The 15,512-nt window shown below is 31.1% G+C and carries 29 protein-coding genes; 28 read left to right on the forward strand and 1 reads right to left on the reverse strand.

Features of this window, described 5'->3' with window-relative positions; all coding sequences use genetic code 11:
• The 28 genes from APAC_RS03925 to infA all read left to right on the forward strand — a co-directional run bounded on the left by APAC_RS03925 (window position 1) and on the right by infA (window position 15,162).
• Window positions 1-720, forward strand: a complete 720-nt coding sequence (locus APAC_RS03925; RefSeq protein ID WP_130232879.1) for an alpha/beta fold hydrolase — start codon at window positions 1-3, stop codon at window positions 718-720.
• Window positions 707-2,143 carry a Mur ligase family protein gene (locus tag APAC_RS03930; protein ID WP_130232880.1) on the forward strand — a complete coding sequence of 479 codons (1,437 nt, stop codon included), beginning with the start codon at window positions 707-709 and terminating at the stop codon, window positions 2,141-2,143. Before APAC_RS03925 ends, APAC_RS03930 begins: the two co-directional genes overlap by 14 nt.
• 17 nt (window positions 2,144-2,160) lie before the next feature.
• The gene (locus tag APAC_RS03935; RefSeq protein ID WP_130232881.1) at window positions 2,161-2,649 is read left to right on the forward strand and encodes an HIT family protein; all 489 of its coding nucleotides are present in this window, start codon (window positions 2,161-2,163) and stop codon (window positions 2,647-2,649) included.
• Window positions 2,650-2,722: 73 nt separating this feature from the next.
• Entirely contained in the window at window positions 2,723-3,973 is a 1,251-nt protein-coding gene (locus APAC_RS03940; protein WP_130232882.1) for an NAD(P)/FAD-dependent oxidoreductase, read from the forward strand.
• A gap of 11 nt (window positions 3,974-3,984) precedes the next feature.
• Window positions 3,985-4,338 carry a RidA family protein gene (locus APAC_RS03945; RefSeq protein WP_130232883.1) on the forward strand — a complete coding sequence of 118 codons (354 nt, stop codon included), beginning with the start codon at window positions 3,985-3,987 and terminating at the stop codon, window positions 4,336-4,338.
• Between the two features lie 220 nt (window positions 4,339-4,558).
• A complete protein-coding gene (rpsJ, locus tag APAC_RS03950) occupies window positions 4,559-4,873 on the forward strand; it encodes a 30S ribosomal protein S10 (protein WP_130232884.1) in 315 nt (104 codons plus the stop codon).
• A 19-nt stretch (window positions 4,874-4,892) separates the two neighbouring features.
• Entirely contained in the window at window positions 4,893-5,468 is a 576-nt protein-coding gene (rplC, locus tag APAC_RS03955; RefSeq protein ID WP_130232885.1) for a 50S ribosomal protein L3, read from the forward strand.
• On the forward strand, window positions 5,465-6,076 hold the full coding sequence (gene rplD / locus APAC_RS03960) for a 50S ribosomal protein L4 (protein ID WP_130232886.1): 612 nt from the start codon (window positions 5,465-5,467) through the stop codon (window positions 6,074-6,076). Before rplC ends, rplD begins: the two co-directional genes overlap by 4 nt.
• A 1-nt stretch (window position 6,077) precedes the next feature.
• Window positions 6,078-6,359, forward strand: coding sequence for a 50S ribosomal protein L23 (locus tag APAC_RS03965; RefSeq protein WP_130232887.1), 282 nt, complete (start codon window positions 6,078-6,080; stop codon window positions 6,357-6,359).
• Between the two features lie 11 nt (window positions 6,360-6,370).
• Window positions 6,371-7,198, forward strand: coding sequence for a 50S ribosomal protein L2 (gene rplB / locus APAC_RS03970; protein WP_130232888.1), 828 nt, complete (start codon window positions 6,371-6,373; stop codon window positions 7,196-7,198).
• Window positions 7,199-7,207: 9 nt separating this feature from the next.
• The gene (rpsS, locus tag APAC_RS03975) at window positions 7,208-7,483 is read left to right on the forward strand and encodes a 30S ribosomal protein S19 (protein ID WP_130232889.1); all 276 of its coding nucleotides are present in this window, start codon (window positions 7,208-7,210) and stop codon (window positions 7,481-7,483) included.
• 2 nt (window positions 7,484-7,485) lie between these two features.
• Window positions 7,486-7,812, forward strand: coding sequence for a 50S ribosomal protein L22 (gene rplV, locus APAC_RS03980; RefSeq protein ID WP_130232890.1), 327 nt, complete (start codon window positions 7,486-7,488; stop codon window positions 7,810-7,812).
• Window positions 7,812-8,513, forward strand: coding sequence for a 30S ribosomal protein S3 (gene rpsC / locus APAC_RS03985; protein WP_130232891.1), 702 nt, complete (start codon window positions 7,812-7,814; stop codon window positions 8,511-8,513). The genes rplV and rpsC overlap by 1 nt, the downstream gene beginning before the upstream one ends.
• A gap of 2 nt (window positions 8,514-8,515) precedes the next feature.
• The gene (rplP, locus tag APAC_RS03990) at window positions 8,516-8,941 is read left to right on the forward strand and encodes a 50S ribosomal protein L16 (RefSeq protein ID WP_130232892.1); all 426 of its coding nucleotides are present in this window, start codon (window positions 8,516-8,518) and stop codon (window positions 8,939-8,941) included.
• Complete coding sequence (gene rpmC / locus APAC_RS03995) at window positions 8,928-9,119, forward strand: 50S ribosomal protein L29 (protein WP_130232893.1); 192 nt, start codon at window positions 8,928-8,930, stop codon at window positions 9,117-9,119. Before rplP ends, rpmC begins: the two co-directional genes overlap by 14 nt.
• Before the next feature lie 10 nt (window positions 9,120-9,129).
• Window positions 9,130-9,381, forward strand: coding sequence for a 30S ribosomal protein S17 (gene rpsQ, locus APAC_RS04000; RefSeq protein WP_130232894.1), 252 nt, complete (start codon window positions 9,130-9,132; stop codon window positions 9,379-9,381).
• Window positions 9,381-9,749: a 50S ribosomal protein L14 gene (gene rplN, locus APAC_RS04005; RefSeq protein WP_129106971.1), complete on the forward strand. Its 369-nt coding sequence runs from the start codon at window positions 9,381-9,383 to the stop codon at window positions 9,747-9,749. The genes rpsQ and rplN overlap by 1 nt, the downstream gene beginning before the upstream one ends.
• Before the next feature lies 1 nt (window position 9,750).
• The gene (gene rplX / locus APAC_RS04010) at window positions 9,751-9,984 is read left to right on the forward strand and encodes a 50S ribosomal protein L24 (protein WP_130232895.1); all 234 of its coding nucleotides are present in this window, start codon (window positions 9,751-9,753) and stop codon (window positions 9,982-9,984) included.
• A 3-nt stretch (window positions 9,985-9,987) separates the two neighbouring features.
• Complete coding sequence (gene rplE, locus APAC_RS04015; protein WP_130232896.1) at window positions 9,988-10,536, forward strand: 50S ribosomal protein L5; 549 nt, start codon at window positions 9,988-9,990, stop codon at window positions 10,534-10,536.
• A complete protein-coding gene (locus APAC_RS04020) occupies window positions 10,536-10,721 on the forward strand; it encodes a type Z 30S ribosomal protein S14 (protein ID WP_130232897.1) in 186 nt (61 codons plus the stop codon). The genes rplE and APAC_RS04020 overlap by 1 nt, the downstream gene beginning before the upstream one ends.
• Before the next feature lie 13 nt (window positions 10,722-10,734).
• Window positions 10,735-11,133: a 30S ribosomal protein S8 gene (gene rpsH, locus APAC_RS04025; protein WP_130232898.1), complete on the forward strand. Its 399-nt coding sequence runs from the start codon at window positions 10,735-10,737 to the stop codon at window positions 11,131-11,133.
• Between the two features lie 9 nt (window positions 11,134-11,142).
• Window positions 11,143-11,676: a 50S ribosomal protein L6 gene (gene rplF / locus APAC_RS04030; RefSeq protein WP_130232899.1), complete on the forward strand. Its 534-nt coding sequence runs from the start codon at window positions 11,143-11,145 to the stop codon at window positions 11,674-11,676.
• Between the two features lie 11 nt (window positions 11,677-11,687).
• Entirely contained in the window at window positions 11,688-12,047 is a 360-nt protein-coding gene (gene rplR, locus APAC_RS04035; RefSeq protein ID WP_130232900.1) for a 50S ribosomal protein L18, read from the forward strand.
• A gap of 9 nt (window positions 12,048-12,056) precedes the next feature.
• On the forward strand, window positions 12,057-12,500 hold the full coding sequence (rpsE, locus tag APAC_RS04040; RefSeq protein ID WP_130232901.1) for a 30S ribosomal protein S5: 444 nt from the start codon (window positions 12,057-12,059) through the stop codon (window positions 12,498-12,500).
• 3 nt (window positions 12,501-12,503) lie between these two features.
• Complete coding sequence (gene rplO / locus APAC_RS04045; RefSeq protein ID WP_130232902.1) at window positions 12,504-12,902, forward strand: 50S ribosomal protein L15; 399 nt, start codon at window positions 12,504-12,506, stop codon at window positions 12,900-12,902.
• Between the two features lie 2 nt (window positions 12,903-12,904).
• Window positions 12,905-14,167 (forward strand): preprotein translocase subunit SecY, encoded by a 1,263-nt coding sequence (gene secY / locus APAC_RS04050; protein ID WP_130232903.1) that lies wholly within the window; start codon window positions 12,905-12,907, stop codon window positions 14,165-14,167.
• A gap of 1 nt (window position 14,168) precedes the next feature.
• On the forward strand, window positions 14,169-14,930 hold the full coding sequence (gene map, locus APAC_RS04055) for a type I methionyl aminopeptidase (protein ID WP_130232904.1): 762 nt from the start codon (window positions 14,169-14,171) through the stop codon (window positions 14,928-14,930).
• Window positions 14,931-14,943: 13 nt separating this feature from the next.
• Complete coding sequence (gene infA / locus APAC_RS04060) at window positions 14,944-15,162, forward strand: translation initiation factor IF-1 (RefSeq protein WP_128994851.1); 219 nt, start codon at window positions 14,944-14,946, stop codon at window positions 15,160-15,162.
• Window positions 15,163-15,286: 124 nt separating this feature from the next.
• Here infA and APAC_RS04065 read toward each other — a convergent pair whose 3' ends face one another.
• Entirely contained in the window at window positions 15,287-15,493 is a 207-nt protein-coding gene (locus APAC_RS04065; RefSeq protein ID WP_130232905.1) for a hypothetical protein, read from the reverse strand.
• Between the last annotated feature and the right edge of the window lie 19 nt (window positions 15,494-15,512).

A 15,512-nucleotide genomic window follows, 5' to 3' on the forward strand; every position in this document is an offset into this window, starting at 1 on the left:
TTGGCATCAAAAAGTTTAATAGTAGATAACAAAAAATTCGATATATCTTATGAGATAGTTAATCCAACTGCTTCTAAAGATATTGTATTTTTACATGGTTGGGGTTCAAATAAAGAGATTATGAAAAACTCTTTTGGAAAATATTTAAATAATTTTAGACATATTTATATTGATATGCCAGGATTTGGAAAATCTTCAAATAGTTATGATTTAACAACTAATGATTATGTGAAAATAGTGGATGAGTTTTTAAAACTATTAAACAGTTCAAAAGATATAATTGCAGGACACTCTTATGGAGGAAAAGTTTCAACTTTATTAAATCCTAAAAATTTAGTTTTACTAAGTAGTGCTGGAATTTTAGAAGAGAAACCTTTTGATGTTAAATTAAAAATTGCATTTGCAAAGATTTTTAATAAATTAGGTCTTAGCTCTTTAACAAAATCTTTTAGAAGTAGTGATGTTAATCAAATGAGCGAACAGATGTATTCAACATTTAAAAATGTTGTAAATGAAGATTTTTCTACACATTTCTCAAATTTTCAAAATAATGCTTTAATCTTTTGGGGTGAGAAAGATACGGCTACATCTTTAAGTTCAGGTAAAAAAATTGCTTCTTTAATAGAAAAATCAACTTTTATATCTTATGATGGTGACCACTATTTCTTTGCACATAATGCAAAAGATATTTCTGAAAGAATAGAGAATGGAATACTTTAATATATTTACGCATATTGTACTAATCATGGCTTTAGGTTGGTACTTAATTACAAACTTACAATGGTACAACTATAAACTTGATAGAGTTGTTTTTAAGCATCATAAATGGCAATGGCACATTACTTACTTTTTAGCGCCTGTTGTATTATACTATTTAATTCCTAGTCCATATTTTGCTATATACTTTTATTTGATATATATGACAAGTTTTATATTATGGAATAGAAAACTTGATAGGCCAGTTGTTTTAACTTCAAGAGTAAAAAGATTTTTATTAATACTGTTATTTACTACATTTGCAATCTCTGCTTTATGTTTAGCAAGTCCAGAGTGTACAAATATGTTTATTTTTGTTCCTTTGATTATTACATATGTTGCTTCAACTATTTTAGAAAAGATTTTTTTCCTATCTTTTAAGCATAAAGGTAAACAAAGATTACAAAGTATAGTGGGACTTAAAACAGTTGCTATTACAGCTTCATATGGAAAAACATCAATAAAAAACTATTTACACCATGTATTAAAAAATAAGTTTAAAACATATAAAACACCAAGAAGTGTGAATACTATTGGAGGTATTGTTTTAGATGTAAATAGGGATATACCTTTAGATACACAAATTTATATTGCCGAAGCAGGGGCAAGAGTCAAAGGCGATATTGAAGAGATAACTATGTATTTAGAACCTGAAGTTTGTGTTTTAGGAAGTGTTGGCGAGCAACATATAGAGTACTTTAAAACTTTAGATAATATCATTCATACAAAAATGGAAATATTAAAATCACCAAAAATGAAAATGGGATTTGTGCATGAGAGTGTTCCAATTAAAGACTATGACACTATTACAAAATTCCCAAACAATTTACATATAACTAAAAGTACGCTAGATGGATTGTGGTTTGATGTTGAGATTAATGGACAAATTGAACATTTTTATGCTCCTATTTTAGGAAGTTTTAATGCAATAAATTTAACGGCTGTTATTTTAGTTTCTCATTATTTAGGTATGAGTATTGATGAGATTAAAATTGCACTAAAAACACTTCCTCAAGTTGAACATAGACTTCAAAAAATTGAAGCTGGTGGAAAACTTATTATTGATGATAGTTTCAATGGAAATTTAGAAGGTATGCTAGAAGCTGTAAATATTTGTAGTACATATGAAGGTAGAAAAGTAATTATAACTCCAGGTTTAGTTGAATCAACTGACGAAGCAAATATTCTTTTAGCAAAAGCCATAAATGAAAAATTTGATTTTGTAATTATTACAGGAAGTTTAAATAGCCATTTATTAAGTTCAAATATTGATAGTGAAAAGGTATTTATCTTAAAAGATAAATCACATTTAGAAACAACATTGGCTCAAAAAACCACACAAGGTGATTTAATTTTATTTGCAAATGATGCACCCAATTTTATATAGTTAAAACAGGTTAAAAAATGGAACATTTATATGCACCTTGGAGATACTCTTATGTTAGTGAAGAAAAAATAGAAGGTTGTGTTTTTTGTCATATATCAAAAAATCTTGATGATGAAAAACTTCAAGTACTTTTTCATGATGAATTTTGTTATGTGGTTATGAATAAGTTCCCTTATTCTCCTGGACATATGATGGTTATACCACATTTTCATACAGATAAAATAGAAGAGCTTAATGAAGATACTTGGATACAAATGAGCATTAGAGTTAGACAAGGGGTAAAACTATTAAAAGATATTATGCCTTGTGAAGGTGTTAATATTGGTATGAATCTAGGAAAAGCTGCAGGTGCTGGTATTGAACAACATGTTCATTATCATATGTTACCAAGATGGATTGGGGATACAAACTTTATATCATCTATTGCAGGTAACAGAGTATATCCAGCTGATTTTAATGAGATATTCCAAAAACTAAAAGAAAACTCTTCAAAATATTTTATCTAGTGCTTTACTTACACTACAAATAAACATAATTATTGTATATTATGCCCTTAATGTATATAAATTAGGAAAAAAAATGAATAGAGATATTATAGTAATTGGTGCAGGTATTATGGGACTAACTGCAGCTTATGAATTACATAAATCTGGTAAAAAAGTTACAGTAATAGATGAAGGTAATATCACAGATTGTACTTCATTTGGAAATGCAGGTTTATTATCTGCATTTGACAAAGGTCCTTTATCAAATCCAGGAGTAGTATTAGATACTTTAAAACTAATGTTTAAAGGTGAATCACCTGTTATTCTTCATCCTACATTAGATAAAAAAATTATATCTTGGCTTTGGAAGTTTATTAATAGTGCAAATCCTCAAAGATTAAAAAGAACAATAGCGTTATTTGAAAAGTATGGACAAATTACAATTGATAAATATAAAAAGATGCAAGAAGAAGATGGCTTAGATTTTGATTTTCAACATAAAGGTATGCTCTCTTTGTTTACAAACCAAGAGACATATAATAAAAAAATAAAGCAATATAGTTATGAAGATGAAACAAGATTCAAAATACTTACTAAATCTGAAATAAAAGATTATGTTCCTTGTTCAAATGAAAAAGCTAAAGGGGCGATACTATTTAAAAAGAATGCACATTTAGATCCAAAAAAAGTTATTACACAATTAAAAGAGTATTTGGAAAATAATGGTGTTGAATTTATATTAAATGAAAAAATCACTGATATTCAATTTAGTGAAGATAAAATTGAATACGTGAAATCAGCTACAAAAACTTATGAAGCAAATACTTATATTATGTCAACAGGCTATCAAACACTTTTAGCTGATAAATTAAATAAAGAATTAATTATGACACCTGCAAAAGGTTATAGTATTACATTTAATATGCCAAAAGAGTATGAACCTTTAACATCAACATTATTTGCTGATTTATTTATAATAATGTCACCACGAAAAGATGATGTTAGACTTACTTCTAAATTAGAAATAGGTTCTACTAATCCTGCTGTTGTTAAAAAGCAAATTGATAGTATAAAAGAGAATTTTAAAAAATATACTATACCTTTTGAAATGTCAAATGAAAAACTATGGGCAGGATTTAGACCATTGACACCTAATGATATGCCCTTAATTGGTAGAGATGAAAAATACAAGAATCTAATATATGGAATGGGACTTGGTTGGCTTGGTATGACCTTTGGACCAAGTTTAGCAATGATATTAAATGATTTAATTATAAATGACTTAGAGAATAAAGATTGTGATGACATTCTTCTATTCTCTGGCTTTTATCAAGGAAAATACTAAAAAGGGATATTATGATTACAAGAAAAATTGTAAATGAAAAAATGAGTAGAATTGTTGAATATAATGGAACAGTTTATCTAGCCGGGATTGTTTCTGATGATAAAGAACTTGACATAAAAATTCAAGCTAAAAGAGCATTGGATATTTTAGAAGAAAGATTAAATGAAGCAGGTTCTAGTAAGCATCATATTTTAAGAACAGAGATATTTTTAAAAGATATTTATAGAGATTTTAATGATTTTAATGAGGTATGGAAAGAGTGGATACCTCAAGATGATAAACCAGCACGTTCATGTGTACAAGCAAATATGGCAAGTCATAATACGCTAGTAGAACTTGTTGTAACAGCAGCTAAAATTCAATAGTATATAACTATTGAATTTTATTAACAATCTTACAAAAAACTTAAAACACTCTCTAATTGTATATAGTTATCCTTTTTAGAAGGAAATAAAATATACTTTTTTTACTACAAAACCCCATAAATCTTGACATTTAACTAAAATTAAGTTATAATCCGCGTCCACTAAATGTGGTTAGAGTGCATTTTATGGCACATCTAACGAGTTCTTTAAAGGAAAATAAATGGAAAAAATCAGATTAAAGCTTAAAGCTTATGATCATAGAGTTTTAGACAGAAGTGTTGCTTCAATTGTTGAAGCTGTAAAAAGAACTGGTGCTGATTTAAGAGGTCCAATCCCTCTACCAACAAAAATCAGAAGATACACAGTTTTAAAAGGTCCTCACGTAAATAAGGACTCTAGAGAGCAATTTGAAATCAGAATTCACTCAAGAATGATTGATATCATTGCTGCAACTCCAGATACTGTAGATTCATTAATGAAACTTGACTTAGCTCCTGAAGTTGATGTTGAAGTTAGATCTATGGGTCAAGAATAAGAAGAAAGGGTAATACAAGATGGAATTTATAGTTCAAAAAATCGGTATGAGTAGAACAGTTTCTGTTCCAAGTACAGCTGTTACACTTTTAAAAGTTCTTGATACAAAAGTATGTGAAGTAACTGACGGTGTAGCATTAGTGTCTTACAGTAACGGTAAGAAATTCAATAAAGCAATTGAAGGTCAACAAAAAAAATATAACTTATCTAAAGAGTTTAATAGATTTGCAACATTAACTGTAGCAAATACTGAAGCTGGTGATTTAGATGTTTCACCATTAAGTGAAGGTGCTGTATTAAAAACTACTTTTAAAACTAAAGGTAGAGGTTTTCAAGGTGGGGTTAAAAGATGGAACTTCGCTGGTGGTAGAGCATCACACGGTCACAGAATGGGTAGAAGAGTAGGTTCTATTGGTAACTGTGAATGGCCAGGTAGAGTTATGCCAGGTAAGAAAATGCCAGGGCAATACGGAAATACAAATGTATCTGTAAAAAATAATGTAGTTTCATTTGACGCTGAAACTGGAATCTTAGTAGTTAAAGGTTCTGTATCTGGTGCAAATGGTTCATTAGGAAAAGTAAAGGTTGCTAAATGAGTAAAGCAATAGTTTTAAACGAAAAATTTGAAAACAATGGTGAAGTAGTTTTACCTGCAAGTTATGAAGAGATTAACTCTCACAACTTATACTTATATGTAAAATCATATTTAACAGGTTTAAGAGCTAATACTGCTAGAGTTAAAAACAGATCTGAAGTTAGCGGTGGTGGTAAAAAACCTAAAGCTCAAAAAGGTTCTGGTGGTGCTAGATGGGGTTCTAAAAGATCTCCTTTATTCGTTGGTGGGGGTCAAGTATTTGGACCTACTAAGAGAAACTACAACCAAAAAGTTAATAAAAAGCAAAAAGTATTAGCATTAAAATATGCTTTAAATGCTCAAGCTAACAATGAAGCTTTATTCGTAGTAGATTCAGTAAAATTAGAATCTGGTAAAACTAAAGACGCAGTTGCAGTTTTAAGTAAAATAAACAAAAGAGATACATTAATCGTAGTTGATTCAATTGATGAAAAAACTTACTTAGCGTTTAGAAACATTAAAAACTGTTATATGGTTGAAAAGCAAGAAGTTAACGCTTATTTAATTGCTGCATACCACTCAGTACTAATTGAAAAATCAGTACTAGATGCATTAACAAAAGAGGCTTAAGATGGCAGATATTACAGATATTAAAGCAATATTATATACAGAAAAAACAATCGAGCTTCAAGAAAATGGTGTAATCGTTGTTCAAACTAGTCCAAGAATGACTAAAAGCGGTTTAAAAGAAGTATTTAAAGAGTATTTTGGTGTTACTCCATCAAAAATCAATTCTTTAAGACAAGATGGTAAAGTTAAAAGATTTAGAGGAAGACCTGGAAAAAGAGCAGACTTCAAAAAATTCTATGTTACATTACCAGAGGGCGCTGAAATAGCGAACCTATCAGCTTAAGGAGATATTAAATGGCAATTAAAAAATTTAGACCAATAACTCCTGCAAGAAGATTCATGTCAGTTATGGATACTTCTGATATTACTTCTAAACCAACAGTAAGATCTTTACTTGTAAGAGTTAAAGCTAACGCTGGTAGAAATAATAACGGTAGAATTACATCTAGACATAAAGAAGCAGGTGCTAAAAAACTTTACAGAATTATTGATTTCAAAAGAAATAAATTTGGTGTAGAAGGTACAGTATCTACTGTTGAGTACGATCCGTACAGAAACTGTAGAATTTGTTTAGTAACTTACGCTGATGGTGATAAAAGATATATCATTCAACCTTCAGGATTAAAAGTTGGAGATAAAGTACAAGCTGCTGAATCTGGACTTGATATTTTACCTGGTAATGCAATGAGATTAATGAACATCCCAGTTGGTACAATGGTTCACAACATTGAGTTAAAACCTGGTAAAGGTGCACAATTTGCAAGATCTGCAGGTTCTTATGCACAAATCATGGGTAGAGAAGACAAATACGTTATCTTAAGATTACCTTCTGGTGAGATGAGAAAAATGTTAGGTGTATGTATGGCTACTGTTGGTATTGTTGGAAATGAAGATTTCATCAATATGGTAATTGGAAAAGCTGGTAGAACTAGACACATGGGTATTAGACCTCAAACTAGAGGTTCTGCAATGAACCCAATTGATCACCCACACGGTGGTGGTGAAGGTAAAACTAACTCAGGAAGACATCCAGTTACTCCATGGGGTATGCCAACTAAAGGTTACAAAACTAGAAAGAAAAAAGCTAGTGACAAATTAATCATTTCAAGAAGAAAGAAGTAAGGGTTTAAGATGGCAAGATCAATAAAAAAAGGTCCATTTGTAGACGCACACTTAATGAAAAAAGTTATCAAAGCTAATGAAGCTAACGATAAAAAACCAATTAAAACTTGGTCAAGAAGATCTATGGTTTTACCTGATATGATTGGTTTAACATTTAATGTGCACAACGGAAGAAACTTCGTTCCTGTATTAATTACAGAGAACCATGTTGGATATAAATTAGGTGAGTTTGCACCAACTAGAACATTTAAGGGCCATAAAGGTTCTGTTCAGAGAAAGGCGTAATAATGGGAAGAGCAATATTAAGATTTATTAGAGTTTCTCCTACAAAAGCAAGATTAATTGCTAGAGAAGTTCAAGGTATGAATGCAGAGTACGCAATTGCATCTTTAGCATTTACTCCTAACAAAGCTGCAGGAATCATTTCTAAAGTTATAGCTTCAGCTGTTGCAAATGCAGGTTTAGAGCCAGAAAATGCAGTAGTTACATCTGCAAGAGTAGATAAAGGACCAGTTCTTAAGAGATTTACTCCAAGAGCAAGAGGTAGTGCATCACCTAAACATAAACCAACTGCACATATTATGATTGAAGTAGCTGCAAAAGGAGATAAGTAATGGGTCAAAAAGTTAATCCAATAGGTTTAAGATTAGGAATTAACAGAAACTGGGAATCAAGATGGTTTCCTAAATTTGGAAACATTCCTACTAATGTAGCTGAAGATGACAAAATCAGAAAGTATGTTAAAAAAGAATTATACTATGCTGGTGTTGCACAAACTATCGTTGAAAGAACAGCTAAAAAAGTTAGAGTTACTATCGTTGCTGCTAGACCTGGTATCATTATTGGTAAAAAAGGTGCAGATGTTGAGAAATTAAAAAACAACTTATCTAAATTAGTTGGTAAAGAGATTGCTGTTAACATTAAAGAAGAGAGAAAACCTCAAGTTTCTGGACAGTTAGCTGCTGAAAATGTTGCTCAACAATTAGAAAGAAGAGTTGCGTTTAGAAGAGCTATGAAAAGAGTTATGCAAAACGCACTTAAAGGTGGAGCAAAAGGAATTAAAGTTTCTGTTTCTGGTAGACTTGGTGGAGCTGAAATGGCTAGAACTGAGTGGTACTTAGAAGGTAGAGTTCCTTTACATACTTTAAGAGCTAGAATTGATTATGGTTTTGCTGAAGCTCATACAACTTATGGTTGTATTGGTATTAAAGTTTGGATTTTCAAAGGTGAAGTTTTAGCTAAAGGTATTCCTGCAGAGAAAACTGAAGATACTTCTAAACCAAAAAGAAGACCATCAAAAAGAAGAGGTAAATAATCATGTTAATGCCTAAAAGAACTAAATACAGAAAAATGATGAAAGGCCGAAACAGAGGTAAAGCTTCTAGAGGTAACTCTTTAGCTTACGGTGAAATCGGTTTAAAAGCTGTTGAACACGGAAGAATTGACTCAAGACAAATCGAAGCATCAAGAATTGCGATGACTAGAAAAGTTAAGAGACAAGCTAAAGTATGGATTATGGTATTCCCAGACAAACCACTTACTGCTAAACCATTAGAAACAAGAATGGGTAAAGGTAAAGGTGCTGTTGATAAATGGGTTATGAACATTAAGCCAGGAAGAATTTGTTTTGAGATGGCAGGGGTTTCTGAAGAATTAGCAAGAGAAGCTTTAACTTTAGCACAACACAAACTACCATTTAAAACTAAAATTGTAACAAGAGATAGCGAAAATGAACTATACTGATTTAAAAGATAAAAGCTTAACAGAGCTAAACGAGTTATTAAAAGAGAAAAAGGTGCTTCTTTTTGAATTAAAAGCTAAGCTAAAAACTATGCAGTTAACTAACACTTCTGAATTAAGAACAGCGAAAAAAGATATCGCAAGAATTCAAACAGCTATTACTGCAGCAAAAGCTAACTAAGGATCTAAGTATGACACATAAAAGAGAGATTCAAGGTGTAGTGGTAAAAAAATCTGGAGACAAAACTGCTTCTGTACTAGTTACAAGATCAGTTTTACACCCAAAATACCACAAAACTGTAAAAAGATTTAAAAAATACTTAATTCATGACGAAAGAAATGAATTAAACGAAGGTGACACTGTAATTGCTGTTGAGTGTAGACCTTTATCAAAAACTAAATCTTTTAGATTAAAGACTATTGTAGCTACAGGAGTTAAATAATGATTCAAAGTTTTACTAGATTAAACGTAGCTGATAATACTGGTGCAAAAGAGATCATGTGTATCAAAGTTTTAGGTGGTTCTAAAAGAAGATATGCTTCTGTTGGTGATGTAATTGTTGCTTCAGTTAAGAAAGCTTTACCAACTGGTAAAGTTAAAAAAGGTCAAGTTGTTAAAGCTGTAGTTGTTAGAACTCATAAAGAAGTTCAAAGAGAAAATGGTTCATTAATTAGATTTGATGACAATGCGGCAGTAATCTTAGATGCTAAGAAAGAGCCTATTGGAACAAGAATCTTTGGACCAGTTGCTAGAGAAGTTAGATATTCAGGTTTTATGAAAATCGTTTCACTTGCACCGGAGGTATTATAATATGGCAGTTAAATTAAAAATTAAAAAAGGTGATACTGTAAAAATCATCGCTGGTGATGATAAAGGTAAAACTGGTGAAGTTTTATCTGTATTACCAAAACAAAACAAAGTAATCGTAAAAGATTGTAAAGTTGCTAAAAAAACTGTTAAACCATCTGAAGAGAATAAAGATGGTGGATTTGTAAACAAAGAGATGCCAATTGACATTTCAAATGTAGCAAAAGTAGAAGGGTAATAAATGGCAGCAAGATTATTAGAAAAATACAAATCAGAAATTAAACCAGTTTTAGAGTCTGAGTTCCCAAAAAACAAAATGTTAACTGCTAAGTTAGATAAAGTAGTTATCTCTGTTGGTGCTGGTGAAGCTATGAAAGATTCTAAATTAATGCAAAATATTCAAGACACAATCTCTTTAATTGCTGGTCAAAAAGCAGTTTTAGTTATTGCTAAGAAATCTGTTGCAGGTTTTAAAGTTAGAGAAGGTTATCCTGTAGGTGTTAAAGTTACACTTAGAGGTGAGCAAATGTACACGTTCTTAGACAAACTTTGTTCTATTGCACTACCTAGAGTAAAAGACTTTAGAGGTTTAAATAAGAATGGTTTTGATGGTCAAGGTAACTTCAACTTTGGACTTGATGAGCAATTAATGTTCCCAGAAGTTGTATATGATAACATTATCAAAACACACGGTATGAATATTTCAATTTCTACTACTGCTGATAACGATGCTGAAGCATTTAGATTATTAGAGTTAGCAGGAATTCCATTTACAAAAGGAAGAGCGTAATGGCAAAGAAATCTATGATCGCTAAACAAAAGAGAACACCTAAGTATGCTGTAAGAGCATACACTAGATGTTCTGTTTGTGGAAGACCACACTCTGTATACAGAGATTTTGGTTTATGTAGAGTTTGTTTAAGAAAAATGGCTAACGAAGGTTTATTACCTGGTGTTAGAAAAGCTAGTTGGTAGGAGATAAAAAGCTATGATGAATGATATAATCGCAGATGCTTTAACTAGAATCAGAAATGCTGCAATGAGAAAATTAGAAGTTGCAACATTATTACATTCAAATACTGTTGTAGGTGTTTTAAACGTATTACAACAAAAAGAATACATTACTGGTTTCAAAGTTATTGATGGTGAAAACAATAAGAAGTCGATTCAAGTTGAATTAAAATATGATGACAATGAAAACTCAGTAATTAACGAAATTAAAAGAGTTTCTAAACCTGGAAGAAGAGTTTATAAAAACGCTTCTGAAATCAAATCTTTTAAAAATGGGTACGGTACTATTATCGTTTCAACTAACAAGGGTGTAATTGCTAATGATGAAGCATACGCAGCTAATGTTGGTGGCGAAGTACTTTGTACTGTATGGTAGGAGAGTGTAATGTCTAGAATTGGAAAAAAACCTATCGCAATTCCTTCAGGAGTTGAAGTATCAGTTGCTGGTACTATTGTAAATGTAAAAAAAGGGAACAAAACTATTCCTGTTGAAACACACGGAAGAGTTGAAGTTAAAGTTGAAAACAATGAAATCGTTCTAGAAAGAGTTGGAGAGTCTAAAGAATCTTCTGCTTTCTGGGGAACTTACAGAGCTTTAATTAACAACGCTGTTGTTGGTTTAGATGCTGGATTCCAAAAATCTTTAGAGATTAATGGAGTTGGTTATAGAGCTGCTGTTAAAGGAAACGTTTTAGAGTTACAATTAGGATACTCTCACCCAATTAATTATGATATCCCTGAGGGATTAGATATTTCTGTTGAGAAAAACTTAATTCACGTAAAAGGTGCTGACAAACAAGCTGTTGGTCAAGCTGCTGCAATTATTAGAGGCTTTAGAAAACCAGAACCATACAAAGGTAAAGGTGTTAAGTATACTGACGAGCATATCGTTAGAAAAGCCGGAAAAACTGCTAAGTAAGGTGTGAGATTATGAGTAGAGCAAAAGATTTAGCAAAGAAAAATGCTTTAAGAGCAAGAAGAAAAAGAAGAGTTAGAGGAAATATCTTTGGTACTGCTGAAAAGCCAAGAGTATCAATTTTTAAATCTAACAAATACATTAGCGCACAAGCAATTAACGATGTTGAAGGTGTTACTTTAGCAGCAGTTAGTTCTCAAGCTATGGGTCTTAAAGTTAATAAAGAAAATGCAGTTAAAGTTGCAACTGAGTTTGCAGAGAAATTAAAAACTGCTGGTGTTGAAACAGTAGTTTATGATAGAAATGGTTACCTTTATCACGGTGTAGTTGCAGCATTTGCTGATGCATTAAGAGATAATGGTATCAAATTATAAGGGTTAATGATGGCAGCAGTAAATAGAGAAGATTTTCAAGAAGCAATCGTTAAAATCGGAAGAGTAACAAAAGTTGTAAAGGGTGGTAGAAGATTCAGATTTACAGCTTTAGTTGTTGTTGGTGATAAAAACGGTACAGTAGGATTCGGAACTGGTAAAGCAAAAGAAGTTCCTGATGCAATTAAAAAAGCTTTAGATGATGCATTTAAATCATTAGTTAAAGTTAATATTCACGGTACAACAATAGCACATGATATTCAACATAAGTATAATTCAAGTGTTATTTTATTAAAACCTGCATCAGAGGGTACTGGACTTATCGCTGGTGGAGCTGCAAGACCTGTACTTGAGCTTTCTGGTGTAAAAGACATTATTGCTAAATCATTAGGTTCAAACAATCCTAATAACCTTGTACAAGCTACTGTTGAAGCTTTAGCTAGAATTAAAGGATAGTAAATGGTATTAAATAACTTACAACCAGCTGCTGGTAGTACTAAAAACGTAAAAAGAGTAGGTAGAGGTCAAGGTTCAGGAATGGGTAAGACTTCTACAAGAGGTCAAAAAGGTCAAAAATCTAGATCTGGTTACAAAATTAAAAGAGGATTCGAGGGTGGTCAACAACCAATCTATAAAAGATTACCTAAAGTAGGATTCACTTCAAGAGTAACAAAACCTTATTCTATCAACGTAGATAAAGTAAAACAAGTTGCAGCACTTGAAGAAATTACAGTTGAGACAATCAAATCTGTATACAAATTATCTAAATCAGTAGTAAAAGTTAAATTAGTTGGTTCAACAGCTAAAGATTTAGCTTCTAAGATCAAAGACGAAAACGTTACAACTACTGGAAACTAAAAATGAGTAAAGATCTAATAAATAAGATTCTTATTACATTAGGTTTTATTTTTCTTTACAGGTTACTGGCATACGTGCCAGTTCCTGGAGTTAATATAGACGTAGTTAAAGAATTTTTCGACTCAAACGCTAACAATGCACTAGGTCTTGTTAACATGTTCAGTGGTAATGCAGTTGAAAGACTGTCTATTATCTCACTTGGTATTATGCCTTACATTACTGCTTCTATTATTATGGAACTTCTAGCAGCAACATTCCCAGCACTTGGTAAAATGAAAAAAGAAAGAGATGGTATGCAAAAATATATGCAAATCATCAGATATACAACTATTGTTATTACATTAATTCAATCTATTGGTGTATCAGTAGGTCTTAATTCTTTGACAGGTCAAAATGGGCAAGGTGCAATTTCAATTGATATGAACACATTTATTGCAGTATCTGCAATTTCTATGTTAACTGGTACTATGTTATTAATGTGGATTGGTGAGCAAATTACTCAAAGAGGTATCGGTAACGGTATTTCATTAATTATCTTTGCAGGTATTGTTTCTGCAATTCCAAGTGCTATTGGTGGTACAATTGATCTTGTTAATAATGGTCAAATGAATTTCTTAACAGTAATTGGTATTTTAGTTGTTATTTTAGCAACTGTTGGAGCAATTATTTATGTAGAGTTAGGTGAAAGAAGAGTCCCTGTATCATATTCTAGAAAAGTAATGATGCAAAACCAAAATAAAAGGGTTATGAATTACATTCCAATTAAGGTTAACTTATCAGGTGTAATTCCAGCAATTTTTGCAAGTGCTATTTTAATGTTTCCTGCTACTGTATTACAAGGTAGCCAAAACGAGTATTTAGTGGCAATTGCAGATTATTTAAGTCCTAGTTCATATACGTTTAATTTATTTATGTTTTTATTTGTAGTTTTCTTTGCATTCTTCTATGCATCAATTACATTTAATGCAAAAGATATATCTGATAATTTAAAAAGACAAGGTGGATTTATTCCTGGTGTTAGACCTGGAGAACATACTTCTGAATTTTTAAATGATGTTGCAAGTAAATTAACTTTCTGGGGTGCGATTTATTTAGGTGCAGTTTCAACTGTTCCATGGTTAATTGTAAAAGCTATGGGTGTACCTTTCTATTTTGGAGGGGTTGCTGTGCTTATTGTAGTTCAAGTTGCAATTGATACGATGAGAAAAATTGAAGCACAACAGTATACTAATAAATATCAAACGTTAAGTGCAGTAGGTTTATAAAATGGCAATTTCAATTAGAAAGCCTAATGAAATTCAAAAGCTTAGAGAAGCAAACATCATTGTTGCAAAAACTCTAAATTATTTAAAAGAAAATGTTAAAGCAGGTATGACTTTAAAAGAGGTTGATACTATGGGAGAAGAATTTATTCTTTCTCATGGAGCAAGACCTTCTTTTAAAGGTTTATATGGTTTCCCTGGTTCTATTTGTACTTCTGTTAATGAAGTAATCATTCACGGTATTCCTACAGATAGAGTTTTAAAAGATGGAGATATACTTGGTATAGACATTGGAACTGAACTTGATGGTTGGTATGGTGATTCTGCAATTACAATGCCTATTGGAAATATATCAAAAGAGGATGAAGAGCTAATCGCTTGTGCAAAGGACTCTTTATATCATGCGATTGATATTATTAAAGATGGTATGAGATTTAAAGAATTATCATATGAAATAGAAAAATTTATTGTTGCAAGAGGCTATCAGCCATTAGTTAGATTTTGTGGTCATGGAATTGGTAAAAAGCCACATGAGGACCCAGAAATCCCTAACTATTTAGAACATGGTTCACCAAAATCAGGACCAAAAATCAAAAATGGTATGGTTTTTTGTATTGAGCCTATGATTTGTAAAAAAGGAAGAAACCCAATAATTTTAGATAATGGTTGGGATGTTGTTTCTGAAGATGGATTAAGAGGTAGTCATTACGAGCATACTGTTGCTGTTGTTGATGGCAAAGCACAAATATTAAGTTTAGTAGAATAATTGGAGAAAAAAAGTGGCAAAAGATGATGTAATAGTTATAGACGGTAAAGTAATTGAAGCTTTACCTAATGCTATGTTCAGGGTTGAATTAGACAATGGTCATGTAGTACTATGTCATATCTCAGGAAAAATGAGAATGCACTATATAAAAATTTTACCTAGTGATAAGGTAAAAGTTGAGATTACACCTTACTCTTTAGATAAAGGTAGAATTACTCACAGATATAAATAATATATCTTTTAAATAAGGAATTTATTCCTTATTTAATATACAAAACTATGAAGCACTAATTAAAATAGTTCGCACGCTTTAAAAAGCATTATTATAATAATGCTCCATAACTTTATATACTAAATTATTTTTTACTTACTAGTTCTATTTCTTTTTCAATCAATTCTTTTTGTTCTAATAATAGATTCAAATGTTTTTTCAAAAGTTCTCTATCTTTGTAAGACTCTATAATAAACTCATACAATTTAGGTCTATTTTTTTTCCAATTATGTAATGTTGTTTTATTTACTTCTAAATCTATTTCTAATTTTCTTAAACTTGGTATTGTCATAACTATTCCATTTTAAAAT

Origin of the sequence: Malaciobacter pacificus (assembly GCF_004214795.1) — a bacterium.
Classification (GTDB): Bacteria; Campylobacterota; Campylobacteria; order Campylobacterales; family Arcobacteraceae; genus Malaciobacter_A; species Malaciobacter_A pacificus.